This is a genomic window from Thauera sp. GDN1 (assembly GCF_029223545.1).
Lineage (GTDB): Bacteria > Pseudomonadota > Gammaproteobacteria > Burkholderiales > Rhodocyclaceae > Thauera.
Genome location: NZ_CP097870.1, coordinates 1984709 through 2005592, shown reverse-complemented (window position 1 = coordinate 2005592; position 20884 = coordinate 1984709). Strand labels below are relative to the sequence as shown.

Annotated in this window: 17 protein-coding genes; 10 read left to right on the top strand and 7 right to left on the bottom strand. The window is 71.8% G+C overall.

The window, feature by feature from the left end:
• The first annotated feature begins 97 nt into the window (after positions 1-97).
• The 3 genes from CKCBHOJB_RS09150 to CKCBHOJB_RS09140 all read left to right on the top strand — a co-directional run bounded on the left by CKCBHOJB_RS09150 (position 98) and on the right by CKCBHOJB_RS09140 (position 3257).
• Positions 98-1174: a glycosyltransferase family 4 protein gene (locus CKCBHOJB_RS09150; protein WP_281048379.1), complete on the top strand. Its 1077-nt coding sequence runs from the start codon at positions 98-100 to the stop codon at positions 1172-1174.
• A 29-nt stretch (positions 1175-1203) separates the two neighbouring features.
• Positions 1204-2151 carry a class I SAM-dependent methyltransferase gene (locus tag CKCBHOJB_RS09145; RefSeq protein ID WP_281048378.1) on the top strand — a complete coding sequence of 316 codons (948 nt, stop codon included), beginning with the start codon at positions 1204-1206 and terminating at the stop codon, positions 2149-2151.
• A gap of 131 nt (positions 2152-2282) precedes the next feature.
• Positions 2283-3257, top strand: coding sequence for a lysylphosphatidylglycerol synthase transmembrane domain-containing protein (locus CKCBHOJB_RS09140; protein WP_281048377.1), 975 nt, complete (start codon positions 2283-2285; stop codon positions 3255-3257).
• On the opposite strand, the gene CKCBHOJB_RS09135 is transcribed toward CKCBHOJB_RS09140, so the two are convergent.
• The gene (locus CKCBHOJB_RS09135; RefSeq protein WP_281048376.1) at positions 3254-4234 is read right to left on the bottom strand and encodes a dihydrofolate reductase family protein; all 981 of its coding nucleotides are present in this window, start codon (positions 4232-4234) and stop codon (positions 3254-3256) included. The two genes, CKCBHOJB_RS09140 and CKCBHOJB_RS09135, sit on opposite strands and share 4 nt — an antisense overlap.
• Before the next feature lie 95 nt (positions 4235-4329).
• Here CKCBHOJB_RS09135 and ribA point away from each other — a divergent pair, with 95 nt between their 5' ends.
• Positions 4330-5487, top strand: coding sequence for a GTP cyclohydrolase II (gene ribA / locus CKCBHOJB_RS09130; protein WP_281048375.1), 1158 nt, complete (start codon positions 4330-4332; stop codon positions 5485-5487).
• 76 nt (positions 5488-5563) lie between these two features.
• Here the strand turns inward: ribA and CKCBHOJB_RS09125 are convergent, their stop codons facing one another.
• Positions 5564-6394 carry a creatininase family protein gene (locus tag CKCBHOJB_RS09125; protein WP_281048374.1) on the bottom strand — a complete coding sequence of 277 codons (831 nt, stop codon included), beginning with the start codon at positions 6392-6394 and terminating at the stop codon, positions 5564-5566.
• Positions 6395-6480: 86 nt separating this feature from the next.
• On the opposite strand from CKCBHOJB_RS09125, the gene CKCBHOJB_RS09120 reads away from it, so the two are divergent.
• Positions 6481-8220: a hypothetical protein gene (locus tag CKCBHOJB_RS09120; protein WP_281048373.1), complete on the top strand. Its 1740-nt coding sequence runs from the start codon at positions 6481-6483 to the stop codon at positions 8218-8220.
• 27 nt (positions 8221-8247) lie between these two features.
• Here CKCBHOJB_RS09120 and purT read toward each other — a convergent pair whose 3' ends face one another.
• The 5 genes from purT to CKCBHOJB_RS09095 form a co-directional block, all read right to left on the bottom strand.
• The gene (gene purT, locus CKCBHOJB_RS09115) at positions 8248-9447 is read right to left on the bottom strand and encodes a formate-dependent phosphoribosylglycinamide formyltransferase (protein ID WP_281048372.1); all 1200 of its coding nucleotides are present in this window, start codon (positions 9445-9447) and stop codon (positions 8248-8250) included.
• 32 nt (positions 9448-9479) lie between these two features.
• Positions 9480-9764 carry a hypothetical protein gene (locus CKCBHOJB_RS09110; protein ID WP_281048371.1) on the bottom strand — a complete coding sequence of 95 codons (285 nt, stop codon included), beginning with the start codon at positions 9762-9764 and terminating at the stop codon, positions 9480-9482.
• 76 nt (positions 9765-9840) lie between these two features.
• Complete coding sequence (locus tag CKCBHOJB_RS09105; RefSeq protein ID WP_281048370.1) at positions 9841-11109, bottom strand: DNA recombination protein RmuC; 1269 nt, start codon at positions 11107-11109, stop codon at positions 9841-9843.
• A 9-nt stretch (positions 11110-11118) separates the two neighbouring features.
• Positions 11119-13617 carry an FtsX-like permease family protein gene (locus CKCBHOJB_RS09100; protein ID WP_281048369.1) on the bottom strand — a complete coding sequence of 833 codons (2499 nt, stop codon included), beginning with the start codon at positions 13615-13617 and terminating at the stop codon, positions 11119-11121.
• A gap of 10 nt (positions 13618-13627) precedes the next feature.
• Positions 13628-14800, bottom strand: coding sequence for a M20 aminoacylase family protein (locus CKCBHOJB_RS09095; protein ID WP_281048368.1), 1173 nt, complete (start codon positions 14798-14800; stop codon positions 13628-13630).
• Between the two features lie 438 nt (positions 14801-15238).
• Here CKCBHOJB_RS09095 and dbpA point away from each other — a divergent pair, with 438 nt between their 5' ends.
• The 5 genes from dbpA to CKCBHOJB_RS09070 all read left to right on the top strand — a co-directional run bounded on the left by dbpA (position 15239) and on the right by CKCBHOJB_RS09070 (position 20871).
• Entirely contained in the window at positions 15239-16582 is a 1344-nt protein-coding gene (dbpA, locus tag CKCBHOJB_RS09090; RefSeq protein WP_281051664.1) for an ATP-dependent RNA helicase DbpA, read from the top strand.
• Between the two features lie 104 nt (positions 16583-16686).
• Positions 16687-17604 (top strand): histone deacetylase, encoded by a 918-nt coding sequence (locus CKCBHOJB_RS09085; RefSeq protein WP_281048367.1) that lies wholly within the window; start codon positions 16687-16689, stop codon positions 17602-17604.
• 36 nt (positions 17605-17640) lie between these two features.
• A complete protein-coding gene (locus CKCBHOJB_RS09080; RefSeq protein WP_281048366.1) occupies positions 17641-18462 on the top strand; it encodes a DUF429 domain-containing protein in 822 nt (273 codons plus the stop codon).
• Positions 18463-18684: 222 nt separating this feature from the next.
• Positions 18685-19797: a branched-chain amino acid ABC transporter substrate-binding protein gene (locus CKCBHOJB_RS09075; protein ID WP_281048365.1), complete on the top strand. Its 1113-nt coding sequence runs from the start codon at positions 18685-18687 to the stop codon at positions 19795-19797.
• 141 nt (positions 19798-19938) lie between these two features.
• Positions 19939-20871, top strand: a complete 933-nt coding sequence (locus CKCBHOJB_RS09070; RefSeq protein WP_281048364.1) for a branched-chain amino acid ABC transporter permease — start codon at positions 19939-19941, stop codon at positions 20869-20871.
• Positions 20872-20884 lie beyond the last annotated feature (13 nt).

The following is a 20884-nucleotide window of genomic DNA, read 5'->3' as shown; positions in this document are numbered from 1 at the left end:
CCCCGGACCACGCGCTGCGCGCAGCGGCCCGGGCCGCCGGGGAGGACACCGCCCGTCGCGCGGGCGGCGCCTTCGCAAGCCCAGCGGCGTCGAGCGCATGACGCCGCGCCTCGACTTCATCGTGCCGGGCGACCCCGGCCAGCGCACCGGCGGCTATCTGTACGACGCCCACATCGTCGCCGAGCTGCGCCGGCTGGGGTGGACGGTCGATGTGCATGGCCTCCCCGGACGCTTTCCCGAGGACGATGCGGGCGCGCGCGCCGCCCTCGAGCGCACCCTCGCCGCACTGCCCGACGGACGCCAGGTGATCGTCGATGGGCTGGCCCTCGGCGGCCTCCCCGAGGTCGCGATCCGCCACGGCCACCGTCTCGCGCTCGTCGCCCTGGTGCACCACCCGCTCGGCGACGAACGCGGGCTGAGCGTGGCGCGCCGCCACTGCCTGCTCGCCAGCGAGCGCGCCGCGCTTGCGGCCGTCCGCCAGGTGATCACCACCAGCCGCTTCACCGCACGACGGATCGCCGACTTCGGCCTCCAGCCCGCCCGTGTGCGCACGGTCGAACCCGGGGTGACGCCGCTGCCGCTGGCCATGGCCGAGGGCGAGCCGCCCCGGCTGCTGTGCATCGGCACCCTCAGCCCGCGCAAGGGCCAGGACCTGCTGGTGCGCGCCTTGCACCGCGTGTGCGGGCTGTCCTGGCAGTGCGACATCATCGGCAGCCGCACGCGTGATCCGGATTTTGCCCGTGCGCTCGCGGCGCTCGTCACCGAAACCGGTCTCGACGAACGCATCCGGCTCCACGGCGAATGCGACGACGCGCGCCTGCGGGCGGCCTACACCGGCGCCGATCTGTTCGTGCTGCCCTCGCACTACGAGGGCTACGGCATGGTGGTGACCGAGGCGATCTCGGCCGGGCTGCCGGTCCTCACCACCACCGGCGGCGCCCTGGCCGAGACCCTGCCCACGGGCGCCGGGCTCGCCGTCCCGCCCGGCGACGTCGATGCGCTCGCCGACGCGCTGGCCGCCCTGATCAGGGACCGCGGGCGCCGCCACGCCCTGCGCGACGGCGCCCGCAGGGCACGCGCGGCGCTGCGCGACTGGCCGCGCGCCGGCGCCGAGTTCGCCGCCGTGCTGACCGCGCTGGAGCGCTCGCCGTGCTCCACCCCGAGCCGGCCCTGAACGCCCCGCAAGCCCGCACGAGTCATCCGATGAGCCTCAACGATCACGCCCAGCCTCACTCCGATGCCTGCTTCGACGCGAGCTGGCTCGCCCTGCGCAAGGCGGCGGACAGTGCTGCGCGCGCGCAGGAACTGGAGGCGCGCGCCGCCGACTGGCTGTGCCAGCGCCTGGCGGCCGCGCCCGCGGGCCAGGCGCTCCGCCTCATCGACCTGGGTAGCGGCGCCGGCGCCAACCCCTGCCACCTAGCCCCGCGCCTGCCCGGCCCCCAGGCCTGGACCCTGATCGATCACGATGCCGGCCTCCTCGCCCGGGCGCGCGCCGGGTGCGCCGTGTTGCGCGCTGCCGATGGCACAGCGGTCGATGTGATGACGCGCCACCAGGATCTTGCCCGGCTCGATGCACCGACGCTGGCCGGCGCGGACCTCGTCTGTGCGTCGGCCCTGCTCGACCTGGTGGAGGCCGCCTGGCTCGAGCGTCTCGCCGCCGCCTGCGCCGAGACCGGCAGCGCGGTGCTGGTGACCTTGAGCGTGGACGGGACCTGGCGCTTCCTGTCCGGCACCGCGACGAGCGCCGCAGAGGCCTCGCTCGTCAATGCCGACGACGACTTCGTGCGCTCGACCTTCAACGCCCACCAGCGCCGCGACAAGGGCCTGGGCGCCGCGCTCGGCCCGGACGCCGCGCCCGCGCTCGCCGCATGCCTGGAGCGGCGCGGCTTCGAGGTCCGGCTCGCGGCGAGTCCGTGGCGGCTTCGTCTGGCCGAACCCGCACATGCCGCACTCGCCCGCGCGCTGATCGACGGCTGGCGCGACGCCGCCTGTGCCCAGCGCCCGGACGCGCGTGCGCGCATCACGGCGTGGCACGCCCGGCGCATTGCGGACTGCGAGGCCGGCGGCGGTCCTCATGGCGGAGCCGGCGGCAGCACGCTCGAGGTCGGCCACATCGACCTGTTCGCCACCCCGCCCCACCCCGCGCGCTGAACCGGCGCGCACAAGCTCGGATGTCTTCGCCCACCCCCTCACCCACCACGTTGCCCACCTCTTTGCCCACGCCTGCGCAGCCTTCGTCGCGTTCGCCCGCTGCCGCCCCGCGCACCGGCACCCATCCGCCCATGGCCGCGCGCCGACTGAAGCGGGCCTTGCGTCCGGCCGCGAGCCTGGGCCTGCTGGCCGCGATACTGCTCTGGCTCGAGCCGCGAACGCTCGCTGCGGCCTTCTCCGCGCCGGAGCCAGCATGGCTGGCGGCGGCGCTGGCCCTGAGCTTTCCCCAGCTCGCCCTGTCCGCCTGGCGATGGCGGCTCACAGCCGCGCGCCTCGGGTCGCCGCTCCCCTTCGGCGAGGCGCTGCGCGAATACTACGTCGCCACCTTCCTCAACCAGATCCTGCCCGGCGGCGTCATGGGCGACGCCGCGCGCGCCTGGCGCCACGCCCGTCGCCCCCGGACCGAGGCGGAAGGCGGGACACCGGTCGGGATCGCGGCCTGGCATGCGGTCATTATCGAGCGCGCCTCGGGTCAGCTGGCCTTGCTGGCCGTGGTGCTGGCGACGCTGCCCTTTGCGCCCGCACTGCAGGCGGCGGGCGCAAGGCTGTTCGCCTCGTCCGCCGGCGGATCGGGCTCGTCCTTGCCGCTCGCGCTTGCGCTGCTGCCCGTGCTCGTCGGCGTGGCGCTGTGGCGGGGCCGGCGCCAGCTCGTCCGTCTGGGACAGGCGGTTCACCAGGCCTTGCTCGCGCGCGAGGTGCTCCTGCGCCAGCTGCTCGCCTCCTTGCTGATCGTGGCCAGCTATGTCGGCGTCTATCTGTGCTGCATGCGCATGATCGGCATCGACACCCCGGCGGCGACCGCGGCGCCGCTGGTGCCCTGGGTGCTGCTGGCGATGGCGATCCCGCTGTCGGTGGCGGGCTGGGGCATCCGCGAGGGCGCAGCCGCCCTGGTGTGGACGGCCGCCGGCCTCGACCCCGCGCAGGGCGTGGCGATCTCCATCGCCTACGGCGTGGTCGTGCTGCTGTCGAGCCTGCCGGGCGCGCTGCTGCTCCGCCACCCGGTCCGGCGCGCCCCACCCACTGAACGCGCCGCGCCGCGGCCCTAGTGCGCGCCCGTGCCGTCCGCGCCCTGCCCGGCGCTTCGGCGCAGGTCGAGATCGAACAGCATGTCCCCGCCACAGGCAAAAGTCCGCGCGGCCGGACGGATCGCCTCGCCCAGCGTATCGATCGGCGGCAATACCAGGCCGGGCCGACCCGAACCGAACAGCAGCGGCGCCACCATCACATGCAGACGGTCGAGCACACCCGCCTGCAGGAAACGCGACACGGTCACGCCGCCGCCTTCCACCAGCACCCGCCGGTATCCGGCCGCATGCAGCCAGCGCAGCACCGCCGCAGGTTCGAAGCCCCCGTCTGCGCAGGGCAGGACGCAATGCCGGACTTCCTCGGGAGACAACGGCGCGGGACGGACCACGGCAGGCGCCGGGCACGCGGGCACCGGCAAGTCATGCCGGCGCGCCCAAGCGGCGCCGGACGAAGGCATCGCAGCGCCCGTCGCGGCCGGTGCGTCCCCATCGTCCGCGACCAGATGCAGCGTGGGCGCGGCGCCGTCGCAAAAGACGCGCGCCCGCGCCATCGCCCGCCGCCGTGGATCGAGCACCACGCGCAGCGGATTGGCGCCGGGCACATGGCGCACGGTCAGCTGCGGGTCGTCCGCATTCACCGTGCCCACGCCCACCACCACCGCATCGACCAGCGCGCGCAGGCGATGCAGGTGCGTGCGCGCCTCGACGTCGTTGATGTAGTGCGACGCGCCGCTCTCGGTGGCGATGCGCCCGTCAAGGCTCTGCCCGAGCTGGGCGATCACCAGCGGGCCCGCCTGCGCCACCAGCGGCAGGAAGAGGTCGAGCAGCGCGGCCGTGTCCGCGGCCACCCCCGCGGCGCAGCGCCAGGCGCCGCCGGCCTGAATTTCGATCTCGACGCCGTCGACGATGAAACTTGTCGCGCGCCGCGCGGCCCAATCACTCCCATGCGCTTGCAGGATGCAGGCCCAGCCCCAATCTGGTAGAAGTCTTCCCGACATTCATCATTCCTTAAAATACGGTCTGCACCCGCGCAGCTCGCACCGAATGCACATCGCGCGCGGGCGACCGTACTCATCCCGACGGAGAAAAACAAATGCGCCAAGCCGAGCGTGCCCTCTTCGACCTGCGACGCGGACTTCCGGTCCTGCTTCGCCAACCCGCCGGCGACATCGTGATCCAGGCGGTCGAGGGCCTCGATGACGACGCGCTCGCCGCGCTCCAATCCCTGAGCGGCTCGCCCGCGCGGCTGGTGCTCAGCCAGCATCGCATGGCCGCCCTCGGCCACCGCGGCGCCCCCGAGGCGCGCGCGCTCACCCTGTCGCCGCTGCCCTCGGCCCAAACCCTGCGCGATCTCGCGTGGATGCGCGGTGCCACCCTGCCCGCCGGCAGCACCGAAACCCCGGCCACCGCGGCCGAACGCACCGCCCTGCGCCTGCTCGGCCGCGCCCAGCTCGTCCCCGCCGCACTCGCCTGCACCGTGGCCCCCGCGCAAGCCGAGGTCGTGGCCGCCGAGGTGGCCAGCGGCAACCTGCTCGCCGTCGGCGCCGCCGAGGCGCTGCGCTTGTGCGAGACCGGTCCGGGCGCCCTCACCCGCATCAGCGAAGCCCGCGTCCCGCTCGCCGAAGCCGAGAACAGCCGCTTCGTGCTCTTCCGCGAGGCCGACGGCGTGCACGAACACGTGGCGATCGTCATCGGCGACGCCACCCGCTGGCCCGAGGCGGTGCCGGTGCGCCTGCACTCGTCCTGCCTCACCGGCGACCTCTTCGGCAGCCTGCGCTGCGATTGCGGCGAGCAGCTGCGCCGCGGTGTGGCCGCGATCGACGCCCAGGGCGGCGGCATCCTGCTCTACCTGTCGCAGGAGGGCCGCGGCATCGGACTGGCCAACAAGCTGCGCGCCTACGGGCTGCAGGACGAGGGCCTGGACACCATCGACGCCGACCAGGTGATCGGCTTTTCCAAGGACGAACGCGACTTCCGCGTCGCCCACGAGATGCTCGACCAGCTCGGCGTGCAGAAGGTTCTGCTGCTGACCAACAACCCGAGCAAGGTCGAGGCCCTGCAGCACGCGGGCATCAACGTCGTCGCCCGCCAGGCGATCTACGGCGAGGTCACGACCCAGAATCAGCGCTACCTGCGCACCAAGGCCAATCGCCATGGCCACTGGCTGCACGAGCTGCTCTCGGAGCAGGACGAGCCGGCCTCGGCCGAACCCGAGCGCCTGCCAGCGCCGGGCGCCGCCAGCCACCTCTGAGCGTGCCGATCCGGCGGCGACCATGGTGATGCGGGAGCCCGGCGAAGCAGGCAGCGGAGCCCGCCGCACTGCCGCGTCAGCCTCCCGGCGCTGCACGCCCCGCGGCCGCGACCAGGCTTGCAAGCTCGAAATCGCGCGCATCCTCGATGACGCGCGCGAGGGTGCCCGCAAAGTGATCGACCAGACGCGCGCCGAGGACGGCATCGCCGAGGCGGGCGTCGCCGGTCGCGCCGCCCGCGTTCAGGTCCTGCGCCATCCAGCCGAAACCGGCCTCGCCCTCCGGCCCGAGCACGCCCGCCTGCGCGGCCATGTCGCGGCCGATCGACGCGAAGTCGGCGATCGCCTCGGTGCGCACCTTGTGCGGCGCGAGGTGCAGCATCATCGCCGTCTCCAGCGCGCCGCCATGCAGGCCGTGGCGCAGTTCGGCCGCGGGCAGCGCGTCGGGCGGGGGCGCGAAGCGGAAATAGTTCGCGCGCACCACCAGTATCCGGTGCGCCACGCGCAGCTTCAGGGCGGCGAGGTCGACGACGGCCTTGTTGCCGCCATGGCTGTTGAACAGCACCAGGCGCCGGAAACCCGCGCGCGCCACGCTGTCGCCCAGTTCCACCAGGCTCGCGAGCGCGGTCTCTGGGCTCAGGCTCAGCGTTCCCGCGAAGGCACAGTGCTCGAGGCTCAGCCCCACTGCGAGCGGCGGCAGCACGCACAGCGGCAGCCCCGGGCGGAGCTTGGGCAGGGCGGCCTCGAGCAGGCCGAGCGCGATGTCGAGGTCGGTGGACAGCGGCAGATGTTCGCCGTGCTGTTCGATGGCCGCCAGCGGCAGGATCGCGACACCGTCCGCATCGGCAATCCTGGCGATCTGGCGCGGCGTGAGGTCCTGCCACCAGGGCAGAGCAGTTTCGGCAATCATGCTTGCGGTTTCCATGCGAGGCTGTCGACGCCAGCGATCATAGCCTGCCGGCACCGCGGCGAACCGTGGCGCGCACGGGAAGCCGCATGAACCCCGCGCCGCGCTCGCGCCTCGGTCCGCTGGCCGGCGTCGCGCTCGCGTTGGGCGTGCTGAACCTCCTGCTGGCCCACGGCAACGCCTGGCCGACGCTGTGGCCTGCGCTGGAATGGCGGCTCGCGCTCGAGCTCGCGCCCGCGGTGGCGCTGATCGCCGCCTGGGCCGTGGTGCGAACGCGGGTGCCGCGCCGGCTGGAGACCTTGCTCGCGGTCATCGGCACGCTGTGGGTGGTGCTGCACTACCTCGACGTTACCGTGCCCGCCGTGCTCGGGCGCCGCATCAATCTCTACTGGGATGCACCCCACCTGGGCGCGGTCCTCAACATGAGCGGCAGCGCCGGCGCGACGGTCCAGGTGCTCCTGGCGCTGGCCGGCGCCGTCCTGGTGCTCGCCGCCCTGTACCTGATCGTGCGCCGCTGCGTCGCCCTCCTCGCCCGCGGCGCGGAAGGGCGACCCGGGCGCTGGCTGATGCTGGCCTTCGCGGGCGTCACCCTGGTGTTGTGGCTGGCGCAGGCCGTCAGCGGCCGACCGCAGACGCAGCTCTTCGCAGCGCCCGTCACCGCCATGGTGCTCGAACAGCACCGGCTGCTGTCGACAGCCCTTTCGCGCACCGCCGGCGCCGCGCGTCTCGGCCCCGGTCCGAATTTCGCCGGCACGCTCGCCGGGCTGCGCGGCGCGGACGTGCTGATCGTGTTCGCCGAAGCCTACGGTGCGGTGACCCTCGACCGCCCCGAGATCGCCCGCGAACTGGGCGGCCACCGCGCGCGGCTCGCCGCTGCGATCACCGCCAGCGGCCGCCAGGTGGTCTCCGCACGGCTGGTGTCGCCCACCTTCGGCGGCGCCTCCTGGCTCGCCCATGCCAGCCTGCTCTCCGGCCTCGACATGCGCGACCCGGGCGATTACCAGCTGCTGCTCACCACCGACCGCCCCACCCTGGTACGCCACTTCGCGGCCAACGGCTATCGCACCGTCGGCTGGTTGCCGGGGATCCAGCTAGCCTGGCCGGAGGGCGTCTTCTACGGCTTCGAGCGCTACGCCGACGCCGAACGCATCGGCTACCGCGGTCGGCCCTTCGGCTTCTGGCGCATCCCGGACCAGGCCTCGATGGCGCTGATCCATGCGCAGGAATTCGGCGGGGACTTCCAGACCACGTACGACGCGAACTCCGAGTCTGGTACTGGTGCGGCTGCGGGCAAGACAGCCGACGCGGACAAGGCCGACGAGTTGGCCGCATCCGGCCGGCGGACTGCGATCGCTGGCGGCCCCACACGTCCGCCGCGGCTGATCGTGTTTCCGACCGTCACCACGCACGCGCCTTTTCGCGCGCTGCCGCCTTTCCGCGCCGACTGGACGAGCCTGCTCGGCCCCGAGGCCTTCAGCGCCGAGGAGGTGGAGGCGGCCGAAGCGGAGCCGACGAGCTGGTCGAACCCGCTGCCCGCCTACATCGACTCGATGCGCTACCAGTTCGACTGGCTTGGGGACTATCTCGCCCGCCACGCGCCCGCAAACCTGGTGACGATCGTGATCGGCGACCACCAGCCGATCGGCACGGTGAGCGGCCCCGACCAGCCCTGGGACGTGCCGGTGCACGTCATCGCCGACAACCCCGCGCTGCTCGAACGCTTAGAAGCCGCCGGATTCGTCGCCGGACTGCAGCCGCCGGCCACCCCGCTCGGGCCGACCCATGCGCTGACGCCGATCCTGGTCGACGCCTTCGACCGGACCGATTGAAGCCTCGGCCCGGGCGCGCGGATGCGCTCAGCGCGCGACCGGCTTGACCCGGCTCGCCGCCAGTTTCGCGCGCTCGCGCGCCTCGGCGACATCCGCGCCATTGGCCACCGCGACGCCCATGCGGCGCTTGACGAAGGACTCGGGCTTGCCGAACAGGCGCAGGTCGCTGCGCGGCACCGCGAGCGCCTCGGCCACGCCCTCGAAGCGCATCGTCTGCGCATCGACGCCGCCATAGATCACCGCCGACGCCCCCGGCTCGCGCAGCGCGGTATCCACCGGCAGGCCGAGGATGGCGCGCGCATGCAGCTCGAACTCGGAGAAGCGTTGCGAGCACAGCGTGACCAGCCCGGTGTCGTGCGGACGCGGGCTGACCTCCGAGAACCATACCTCGTCGCCCTTCACGAACAGCTCCACGCCGAACACCCCGCGCCCGCCCAGGTTGCCGGTCACCGCCGCGGCGATCTCCTTCGCCCGCGCCAGCGCCGCCGGGCGCATCGCCTGCGGCTGCCAGGACTCGACGTAGTCGCCGGCGACCTGCACGTGGCCGATCGGCTCGCAGAAATACGTCCGGACCTCGCCGCCGGCGTCGCGCGCCCGCACCGTGAGCAGCGTGATCTCGTACTCGAAGTCGACGAAACCCTCGACGATGATGCGGCTCTGCGCCACCCGGCCGCCCTGCATCGCGTAGTCCCAGGCCTTCTTCACGTCCTCCGGCCCGCGCAGCATCGACTGCCCCTTGCCGGAGGACGACATCACCGGCTTGACGATGCACGGATAGCCGATGCCGCCATCGATCGCCGCCTGCAGCTCCTCGAGCGAATCGGCGAAGCGGTAGGGCGAGGTCGGCAGGCCGAGCGCCTCCGCGGCCAGGCGGCGGATGCCTTCCCGGTTCATCGTGAGCTGGGCGGCGCGCGCGGTGGGGATGACCTCGGCCAGCCCGGCGGCCTCGATCTCGGCCAGCATGTCGGTGGCGATGGCCTCGATCTCGGGCACGATCAAGTGCGGGCGCTCACGCTCGACCAGCGCGCGCAGCGCGGCGCCGTCGGTCATCGGGATCACGTGGGCGCGGTGCGCCACCTGGTGGCCGGGTGCGTTCGGATAGCGATCGACCGCAATCACCTCCACACCCAGGCGCTGCAGCGCGATGATGACTTCCTTGCCGAGCTCGCCGGCGCCCAGCAGCATCACGCGCAGGGCGGCCGGCGACAGCGGGGTTCCGAGATTCATCGAGGGTCTCCTTCCGTGCTTGTCGGTACAGCTCAGGTGGATTGTTCCGGCGGGTTGAAGCGGTAGAGCATGGTGTTGCAGCGGGCGCAGGAGATGATACGGCGCTCGTCCTTGCCGTGGGTCAGCCCCTCGTCCTTGAGTTCGGTCGCGTCGCAGGCGTGGCAACGCGCCTCGGTCTGGTTGTTGGCGTAGAGGTAGCCGTTGAGGTCGGGCAGCGATCGCTTCTTCTGCTCCAGGCGGTGGAACTTGCGCAGGATCAGCCAGAAGACGAAGAACACCGCCATGATGAAGAGGATCGGGAAGGGAATCGAGGACATCGGTTCGGGTATCTCGTGAAAAATTTCAAGGTTTCAGGACCATACGGAGGTCCGGCGCGCGCGTCCCTGTTCCCGGTCAAGTCTGGCGGTCGGTCGCCGGCAGCGCGTAATTCGCAGTCGCTTCGCCGCCCTCGATCGCCGGTGCGCCACCGGGCGTGTCGGCATCGTCCTCCTCCAGCTGCACCGACTCGATCTTGCGGAAGTGCGCGGTGATCTTGCGGCTGGAGGTGTGCACGTCCTGCACGTCGCGGCTGGCCTGCTCGATGTGGCGCGCCAGCGCCGCCATGCGTTCATCGAAGCGGCGGAAATCCTTCGCCAGCTTGCCGAGCGCGTCCTGGATGACGTGGATCTGCTTGCGCGTCTCGACGTCCTTCAGCACCGCGCGCGCGGTGTTGAGCACCGCCATCAGCGTCGTGGGCGACACGATCCACACGCGCCTGCCCTGCGCGTAGGCGACGACCTCGGGGTGGTAGGCGTGCAGCTCGGCGAACACCGCTTCGGCGGGCAGGAACATCACCGCGCCGTCCGAGGTGGTGCCGGGCAGGATGTACTTGGACGCGATGGCGTCGACGTGGCGCTTCACGTCGGCGCGGAAGGCCTGCTGCGCGGCGCGGCGGTCGAGTTCGGCCGCCTCGGTGTCGAACATGCGGTGGTAGTTCTCGAGCGGGAACTTGGCATCGACCGCGACCTTGCCGGTGGGGGCCGGCAGGGTCAGCAGGCAGTCGACGCGGGTGTTGTTCGGCAGCACCGCCTGGAAGGCGTAGGCGTCGGGCGGCAGCGCGTTCTGCACCAGGGCCTCGAGCTGGACCTCGCCGAAGGCGCCGCGCGCGCGCTTGTCGCCGAGCAGCTCCTGCAGGCTGACGACGTTGGTGGTGAGGCCGTCGATCTTCTTCTGCGCCTCGTCGATCGTCGCCAGGCGCGCCATCACGCTGGCGAAGGTCTCGTTGGTCTTGCGGAAGCCCTCGTCCAGGCGCTGGTTGACCTGGCCGGACAAGGTGTCGAGGCGGCCGTCGACGCTCTGCGTCAGCGCCTGCATGCCGCGCGACAGCTGCAGCGAGGCGGCGGTGAGGCCACGCTGCAGCAGCTCGCGGTCGGCACGCGCATGCTCGCCGATGCGGTCGGTCTGGCGGCCAAGGCCGTCGTGCAGGTCGCGCAGCAGTTCGCGGTGCTGGGCGGCGAGCTGCTGCTCCATCAGTTCGGAAAGTTCGTCGCCGAGCTGGGTCGTCAGCCGTGTCGTCAGCGCGCGCCCGCTGGTGTAGCTGCGCACCAGCAGCCACGCCAGCAGCACCAGCACCGCGGCCAGCAGGCCGGCGAGCAGCATCTCGGATGGGCTCAGTTGCAGCATGCCCACCCGTCAGCCCAGCGCACGCAGGCTCGCCAGCGGCGGCCGGTTCAGCAGCGCGCGCGTGCCCAGCCAGCCGCCCGCCACGACACCGGCCGCGCCCAGCACCACCGCCACCACGACCGGCAGCAGCGCCGGCACGTAGGCCATGCGGAAGACCTGTTCGGCGAGCACCCAGCCGATCGCGCTCGCGCCGATGCCGGCCAGCACGCCGGCCACCCCGCCGAGCACCAGGAACTCGGCGAACAGCGCCTGGCGCACCTGGCGGTTGCGCGCACCCAGCGTGCGCAGCATGGCGAGCTCGTAGTCGCGCTCGTCGTGCGTCGACTGCAGCGCGGCGTAGAGCACGACCAGCCCGGCGAGCACCGCGAAGCCGAACACGAACTGCACGATCACGATCAACTTGTCGGTCATCGCCTGCACCTGGGCGATCACCGCGGCGATGTCGATCACGGTGAGGTTGGGGAAGGCGGCGACCAGCCTGGTGGTGAAGTCGTGGCGCTCGGGCGGCAGGTGGAAGCTGGTGATCAGGCTCGCCGGGTAGTTCTCCAGCACGCCCTCGGAAGCGATGAAGAAGAAATTGACCCGCATCGAGTCCCAGTCGAGCTTGCGCACGCTGGTGATCGGCGCCTCGACGCGCCGGCCGGCGATCTCGAAGCTCACACGGTCGCCGACCGCGAGCCCGAAGGTCTGCGCCAGCCCGGCTTCCACCGAGAACTGGGGCACGGTCGCCTCGTCATGCCAGCGTCCGGCCTGCACCTCGTTGCCGGCGGGCAGCGCCGCGCCGTAGGACAGGTTGAACTCGCGCTCGGCGAGCCGGCGCGTGCGCTCGTCCTCGAACTGCGCGGGGACGACGGCCTCGCCGTTGATCGCCACCATGCGGCCGCGGATCATCGGCTGGATCGCCGGCACCGGCAGGCCTTCGGTGGCGAACGCGGCGGCGATGCCCGCGCGCTGGTCGGGCTGGATGTTGATGACGAAGCGGTTGGGCGCGTCCGGTGGCGCCATCCGCCGCCAGTTGTCGAGCAGGTCGGCGCGCACCAGGGTGAGCAGCAGCAGCGCGGTCATGCCGAGGCCGAGCGCGGCGGCCTGGATCACGCTGCTGCCCATGCGCCGGCCGAGCGCGGCGATGCCGTAGCGCCAGCCACCGCCGCGCAGGCTGCCCTGTCCTTTAAGCCGACCGGCCAGGCGCAGCACGCCCCAGGCCGCGAGCGCGAACACGCCGAGTGCGACCGCGAAGCCCGCTGCCACCATCGCCCCCAGGCGCGCATCGGCGGCGATCCAGAAGATCAACCCGAGCAGCGCCGCGAGGCCCAGCGCCCAGGCCGCGCCCGACACCGGCTCGGCGAACTCGAACTCGCGCCGCAGCACGCGCAGCGTGCTGACCTTGCCCAGGCGCAGCAGCTGCGGCAGCACGAAGCCGGCGAGCAGCGCCATGCCGACCACCAGCCCATGCGCCAGCGGCAGCAGCGAGGGCGCGGGCAGCTCGGTGGCGAGGATCTCGCGCAGCCCGCCCGCCAGGCCCCACTGCACGCTCCAGCCGAGCGCGCTGCCGGCGACCGCCGCGGCAAGGCCGAAGATCAGGAACTCGCCGACCACGATCCCGAGCACCTGCGCCTGACGCGCGCCCAGCACCCGCATTACCGCGCAGCCGTCAAGGTGACGCGCCATGAAGCGGCGCGCCGACAGGCCGACCGCGACCGCGGCCAGGATCACCGCGAGCAGCGCCGCCAGGCGCAGGAAACGCTGGGCCTGGTCGAGCGCGGCGCGCACTTCGGGGCGGGCGTTCTCGACCGTTTCCACGCGCTGGCCGCGGCCGAGATTGGCGCGCACCCATTTCTCGTAGCCCTCGACCGCCTGCGGCGTACCGGCGACATGCAGGCGCCAGGTGGCGCGGCTGCCCTCGGCGATCAGGCCGCTGCGCTCGAGATCGGCGAGGTTGAAGATCGCCCGCGGCAGCAGGCTGAAGAAGTTGGCGCCGCGGTCGGACTCGAAGCTGACCATCGCGCCGACGCGGAACTCGACTTCGCCCAACCCGACGGTGTCGCCGACCTTGACGCCGAGCTCGGCGAACAGGCGCTCGTCCAGCCACAGTTCGCCCGCCGCCGGCGCCCGCCCGGCAGGCGCGTCCGGCTGGTTGGGTCCGGGTGCGATGCGGATCGCGCCGCGCAACGGGTAGCCGTCTTCCACCACCTTGACCCCGCCCAAGGCCGCGGTTTCTGCGGTGCTCGCCATGCTGGTGAACAGCACCGTCTTCGCCGTCTGCAGGCCGCGTTCGCGCGCCGCGTCGACGAAGGCCTCCGGCCACGGGCGATCGGCGCGCAGCAGCAGGTCGCCGCCGAGCAGCTGATTGGCCTCGCGGTCGAGCGCGCGCCCGACACGATCGGCAAGGAAGCCGACGCTGGTCAGGCTCGCCACCGCGATCACGATCGCCAGCCCGAGCAGGTGCAGTTCGCCCGCGCGCAGGTCGCGCAGCATCATGCGCAGGGCGAGGCGCAGCGTTCGCATCATCGGCCAGCGCTCACTTCACGCTGCCCAGCAGGCGCTGCACCAGCGCGCACCAGTAGGCGACGCCGGCCGGCATCACCTCGTCGTTGAAGTCGTAGTTGGGGTTGTGCAGCATGCAGCCGCCCTCGCCCGGGCCGTTGCCGATCCACACGTAGGCGCCCGGCTTTTCCTGCAGGAAATAGGCGAAATCCTCCGCGCCCATGCTCGGCCGGCGGTCGGTGAACACCCGGTCCCCACCGACCACGCTACGTGCGGCCTCGGCGCACAGCGCGGCCTCGGCGGCGGTGTTGATGGTCGGGGGATAGCCGCGGCGGAACTCGAAATCGACCTGCACGCCGTGGCTCTGCGCGATGCCCTCGGCCACCTGGCGCAGGCCGCGCTCGAGGCGGTCCCGCACCTCGGCGGAGAAGGTGCGCACCGTGCCGCACAGCTCGGCGCGGTCGGGGATCACGTTGTAGGCCTCGCCGGCGTGGAACTGGGTCACCGACACCACCCCGGCGTCGATCGGGTCGAGCACGCGGCTCACCAGGGTCTGCGCCGCCTGCACGAAGGCCGCGCCCGCCACCACCGGATCCACGCCCAGGTGCGGCATCGCCGCGTGCGCGCCGACGCCGGTGAAGCGGATGTCGAAGCGGTCCGCGCTGGCCATCACCGGGCCGGCGTGGATGGCGAAGCTGCCCGCCTCCATGCCCGGCCAGTTGTGCATGCCGAACACCGCCTCCATCGGGAAGCGCTCGAAGAGGCCGTCGGCAATCATCGCCGGCGCGCCGCCCTCGCCTTCCTCGGCGGGCTGGAAGATCAGATAGACGATGCCGTCGAAGTCACGGCGCGCGGCGAGCGCCTCGGCCGCGCCGAGCAGCATCGTCGTATGACCGTCGTGGCCGCAGGCGTGCATGCAGCCCTGGATGGTGGACTTGTGCGCGAACTCGTTGCGCTCGGTGATCGGCAGCGCGTCCATGTCGGCGCGCAGCCCGATCGCGCGCAGGCCGCGGCGGCCGCGCACCACGCCGACCACGCCGGTGCCGCCGATGCCGCGATGGGTCTCGATGCCCAGCGCCTCCAGATGGCGCGCCACCAGTTCGGCGGTGCGGTGCTCCTCGAAGGCGAGCTCGGGGTGGGCGTGGATGTCGCGGCGGATGGCGGTCAGCTTGTCCTTGAGGGGGCGGACGCTTTCGATGAGGCTCATGGCTGCACCGTGTTGTCGTGTTCTGTGTCGGGGAGGTCGAGTGTATTACAGGCGGGCGGGGGTGGATCCTTCGGCGCCGGGAATCGGGGTGCTGCGGGCGGGCATCTCAGGCACGCCATTGCTGCGGGCGGCTGCAACACGGGCCAGGACGATGGCTTCCTGGCCACGTGCGCTGTCATCGCGACTTCCGTCGCTCCCACAAGCACCCGGATCTGAAGCGCGATGCCGCGCTAAGTTCCCGCCCCTCGGAAGGGCCGGTTCGCCCCGCCCGCGGAAAGTTTTGTGCGGCGGCTCTCGGATCAGGCCTGATAATTGCGCATGACCGAATTCACCGACACCTCCTCCCCGCGCCCCGCGCACACTCCGATCGACACCTTGGCGCAGCCCCCTGCGCCTGATCCCGGCCTGCCCTTCGACGGCCTTCCCCTCTCCGCGGCCATGCTGGACACCCTGCGCCAGCTCGACTACCGGACGATGACCCCGATCCAGGCCGCCAGCCTGCCGCTGGCGCTCGCCGGGCACGATCTCATCGCGCAGGCGAAGACCGGCAGCGGCAAGACCGCGGCCTTCGCCCTGCCGCTGCTCGCCCGGCTCGATGTGCGCAAGCTCGCCGTGCAGGCCATGGTGCTGTGCCCGACCCGCGAGCTCGCCGACCAGGTCACGCAGGAGATCCGCCGCCTGGCGCGCTTCGAGGCCAACATCAAGGTGCTGTCGCTGTGCGGCGGCACGCCGATGCGGCCGCAGCGCGAGAGCCTGGCGCACGGCGCCCATGTCGTGGTCGGCACGCCCGGGCGCATCATGGACCACCTCGAGCGCGGCAGCCTGGCGCTCGACGCCCTCGACACCCTGGTGCTGGACGAGGCCGACCGCATGCTGGACATGGGTTTCCACGACGACATCGCCTTCGTCGCCAGCCGTTGCCCGTCGGCACGCCAGACCCTGCTGTTCTCCGCCACCTACCCCGAGGGCATCGCGCGACTGGCCGCGCGCTTCCTGCGCCAGCCGCGGGAAGTGAAGCTGCTCGAGCAGCACGCCCACGGCAAGATCCGCCAACGCTTCTACGAGGTCGAGCACGCCGCGCGGCTGGAGGCGGTCGGACGGCTGCTGCGCCACTACCGCCCGCTCAGCACGCTGGCCTTCTGCAACACCCGCCAGCAATGCCGCGACCTCGTCGAGCTGCTGCGCGCCCAGGGCTTCGCCGCCCTCGCCCTCAACGGCGAGATGGAGCAGCGCGAGCGCGACCAGGTGCTGATCCAGTTCGCCAACCGCAGCTGCTCGGTGCTGGTCGCCACCGACGTCGCCGCCCGCGGGCTGGACATTGCCCGGCTCGAAGCGGTGATCAACGTCGACGTCACCCCCGATCCGGAAATCCACATCCACCGCATCGGCCGCACCGGCCGCGGCGACGAGGACGGCTGGGCGCTGAACCTGTGCAGCAGCGCGGACAGGCGCCGAGTCGCAGGGATCGCGCAGATGATGGGCTTCGAACCCGAGTGGCACGCGCTCGACGAGATGCAGGACGACGCCCCGCAGCCGCTGCTCGCGCCGATGGTCACCCTGCTGATCCTGGGCGGGCGCAAGGACAAGATCCGCCCCGCGGACGTGCTCGGCGCGCTCACCGGCGAGGCCGGCTTCGCACGCGAGCAGGTCGGCAAGATCACCGTCACCGACCAGCTCACCTATGTCGCCGTCGAGCGTGCGATCGCGCGCGATGCGGTGCGCCGCCTGTCGGCGGGCAAGCTCAAGGGCAGGAAGGTGAAGGTGCGCGCACTCGAGGTCTGAGCTTCGAAACTGAATGCCGCGCGCCGGGTCCCAAGGCGCGCGGGAACGAAGCGCCCGCCGACGCCCCCGCCGCCCCGAGCGGGCTCAACCGGAAGCCGCCCACCTTGAAGCTGTACTACGCCGACCATTTCGTCCTGCCCCTGCCCGAGGGCCATCGCTTTCCGATGGAGAAGTACTCTCGCCTGCGCGCGCGCCTGCTCGAGAGCGGCCTGTTCGCCGATGACGACTTCCGCGTCCCCGCCGCCGCCAGCGACACCGAGATCCTGCGCGCCCACGACGCCGGCTACCTCGCCCGCGTCGCCGGCGGCACGCTCGATGCCGCGGAAGTGCGGCGCATCGGTTTCCCGTGGAGCGCTGCGATGGTCGAGCGCTCGCGGCGCTCGGCCGGGGCCACGCTGGCCGCCTGCCGCAGCGCGCTCGAGCGCGAGGGCGGCAGCGCCTGCGCGGCCAATCTCGCCGGCGGCACGCATCATGCGCACCGCGATTTCGGCTCGGGCTTCTGCGTGTTCAACGACGCCGCCATCGCCGCGCTGGCGATGCGCGCCGAGGGCCGCGCAGGACGCATCGCGATCGTCGATTGCGACGTGCACCAGGGCGACGGCACCGCCACCATCCTCGCCGACACCCCCGAGGTGTTTACCTGCAGCCTGCATGGCGCCAAGAACTTCCCCTTCCGCAAGCAGGTGAGCGACCTCGACGTCGAGCTGCCGGACGACACCGGCGACGAGGCCTACCTCGCCGCGCTCGACGCGGCGCTCGACATTGTCTTCACGCGCGCCCGGCCTGAGCTGGTGATCTACCTCGCCGGCGCGGACCCCTACGCCGGCGACCGCCTCGGCCGCCTCGCGCTGAGCATCGACGGCCTGCGCCTGCGCGACGAACGCGTGCTCGGCGCGTGCAGCGCCGCCGGCGTGCCGGTCGCGGTGGCGATGGCCGGCGGCTACGCGCAGCCGATCGAGGACACGGTGACGATCCACTTCAACACCATCTGCAGCGCGGCGCGGGGCGCCGGTGCGCGCTGAGGGCCGCACCGCTTGCGCCGCATCGAGGAGCCCGGAATGAGGCCGCTGCTGTTCGGCGTGGACTTCACCTCCGCGCCCCGTCGCGCCAAGCCGATCACCGTCGCCCGCGGCCACCTGCAGGAGACACGCGTCGTGCTCGACGGCTTCGAGACCTGCCCGGACTGGCCGGCGTTCGAGGCCCTGCTCGCCCGTCCCGGCCCGTGGATCGGCGCCTTCGACTTCCCCTTCGGCCTTCCCCGCGAGGCGGTCGTCGACCTCGGCTGGCCAGGGGACTGGGCCAGCCTTGTCGGTCACTGCGCGCGGCTCGGCAAACCCGCCTTCCGCGCCGCGCTCGACGCCTATCGCGAATCTCGCCCGGTCGGCCGCCGCTACGCCCACCGCGCCACCGACCTGCCGGCGCGCTCGCACAGTCCGCTGAAGCTGGTCAACCCGCCGGTCGGGCTGATGTTCCTGGAAGGCGCGCCACGCCTGCTCGCCGCCGGCGTGCATGTGCCCGGGATGCATGAGGGCGATCCGCAGCGCATCGCCGTCGAGGCCTATCCCGGCCTGCTCGCGCGCACGATCAGCAGCGTGTCGTACAAGAGCGACGATCGCCGCAAGCAGACCGCGGCGCGACGGAGCGCGCGCCAGCGCCTGGTCCAGGCGCTGCTCGACGGCATCACCCCGGCGCGACTGGGCCTGCAGGCAAGCCCGGCGCAATGCCTGGCACTGGTCGAGGATGGAAGCGGCGATCTGCTCGACGCGACCCTCGCCCTGTTGCAGGCCGCGGCGTGCGCCACGCATGGCGCGCCGCACTACGGGCTGCCGCTCGACATGGATCCGCTCGAGGGCTGGATCGCCGGCTGCCCCACGCCCTGAAGCGGGCACGGCCGTCCAAGAACGCCCCCTCCGCGCGCGCCGGACGCATCGCACCGCGGAGCACGCTTGCACGACCTGGCACGGGAACTGCTTGATCATCGGGCACGCATTCGTTATATGCCCATAAAAATTACACATGCACGCCATCTGATTTTGGGCACAATACGAGCGCGTTTCTGCTTCACCCAAACACCATTCCCGATCACCCCGGAGATCCAGAGCATGAAGAGAACCGTCGTCGCAGTCGCACTGATGAGCATCGGCATGACCGCCGCCCACGCGGAAATGGTCGTCAAGCTGGGCGGGGCCGCCCCGCTGACCGGCAACCAGTCCCACCTGGGCAAGGATCTCGAGAACGGCAGCCGCCTCGCCATCGAGGAGGCCAACGCCAAGGGCATCACCATCGGCGGCAAGAAGGTGAAGTTCGAGCTGATCGGCGAGGACGACCAGGCCGACCCGCGCACCGGCACCACGGTGGCGCAGCGTCTGGTCGATGCGGGCGTCAAGGGGGTGATCGGCCACCTCAACTCGGGCACCTCGATCCCGGCCTCGCGCATCTACGACCAGGCAGGCATTCCGCAGGTGTCGCCGGCGTCGACCAACCCCAAGCTGACCCTGCAGAACTTCAACGGCGTGTTCCGCACCATCGCCAATGACGTGCAGCAGGGCGCCGGCCTGGGCAAGTACGCCACCGGGGCGCTCGGCGCCAAGCGCGTCGCGATCATCGACGACCGCACCGCCTACGGCCAGGGCCTGGCCGACGAGACCGCGAAGGCGGTCAAGGGGTCCGGTGGCGAGGTCGTGGCACGCGAGTTCACCACCGACAAGGCCACCGACTTCAACGCCATCCTGACCAAGATCCGCGCCACCAACCCCGAGGTGATCTTCTACGGCGGCATGGACGCCCAGGCCGGCCCGATGCTGCGCCAGATGAAGCAGCTCGGCATCACCGCCAAGTTCCTCACCGGCGACGGCGGCTGCAGCCCGGAGATGATCAAGCTCGCCGGCGACGGCATGTCGTCGAACGCCTACTGCTCGATGCCCGGCCTGCCGCTCGAGAAGATGCCCGGCGGCGCCGACTTCCGCGAGCGCTACAAGAAGCGCTTCAACGCCGACGTGCAGGTGTATTCGCCCTACGCCTACGACGCCGCGATGGCGATCATCACCGCGATGCAGAAGGCCGATTCGGTCGAGCCGGCCAAGTACCTGGCCGAGCTCAAGAAGAGCGACTTCCCGGGCGTGATCGGCAACGTCTCCTTCGACGCCAACGGCGACATCAAGGAAGGCGCGGTGACGATCTACAACTTCAAGGATGGCGCCTGGGTCCCGCTCTGAGCGTCCTGACCGCCTCCCGCGCCCCCTGAACGGGGCGCGGGAGGCGGTCCCAAGCACTTCGCCCACATCGGCGGACCAGGGATCGGTCCCGCGTCCGCCGCCGGCACACGCTCCCGCGGCCCCCGAAAACAAGAAGGCAGCATGGAAACCCTGATCCAGCAATTCATCAACGGGCTGGTGATCGGCAGCGTCTACGCCCTGATCGCGCTCGGCTACACGATGGTCTACGGCATCCTCGGCCTGATCAACTTCGCCCACGGCGACGTGCTGATGGTGGGCGCGCTGGTCGCGCTGCAGACCATGATGTTCCTGATGGGCATGGCGCCCGGCATGTCGCCGCTGGTGATGCTGGCGATCGCGCTCGCGGTGGCGATGGTGATCTGCATGCTGCTCGGCTTCACGATGGAACGGCTCGCCTATCGACGGCTGCGCAACGCACCGCGCCTGGCGCCGCTGATCACCGCGATCGGCGTGTCCTTCCTGCTGCAGACCCTGGCGATGATCATCTGGGGCCGCAACTACCACACCTTCCCGCAGCTGATCCCGACCACCCCGCTGCAGCCGATTCCCGGCGTGTTCGTGACCCCGGTGCAGATCACCATCGTGGTGGTGTCGGCGCTGCTGATGAGCGGCCTGCTGCTGCTCGTCAATCGCACCCGGATCGGGCGTGCGATGCGCGCTACCGCCGAGAACCACCGCGTCGCCAGCCTGATGGGGGTGGACACCAACGCGGTGATCGCCCTCACCTTCGTGATCGGTGCGGCGCTGGCCGCGGTGGCCGGGGTGATGTTCGCCAGCAACTACGGCATCGCCCACTACGGCATGGGCTTCATGCCGGGGCTCAAGGCCTTCACCGCCGCGGTGCTGGGCGGCATCGGCAACCTCGGCGGCGCCATGCTCGGCGGCGTCGTGCTCGGCCTGGTCGAATCCTTCGGCGCGGGCTACATCGAGCACCTCACCTTCGGCTTCCTCAACTCCTCCTACCAGGACATCTTCGCCTTCATCATCCTCGGCCTGGTGCTGATCTTCCGTCCCACTGGCCTGCTCGGCGAACGCGTGTCGGACCGGGCCTGAGCGAGCGCGCACC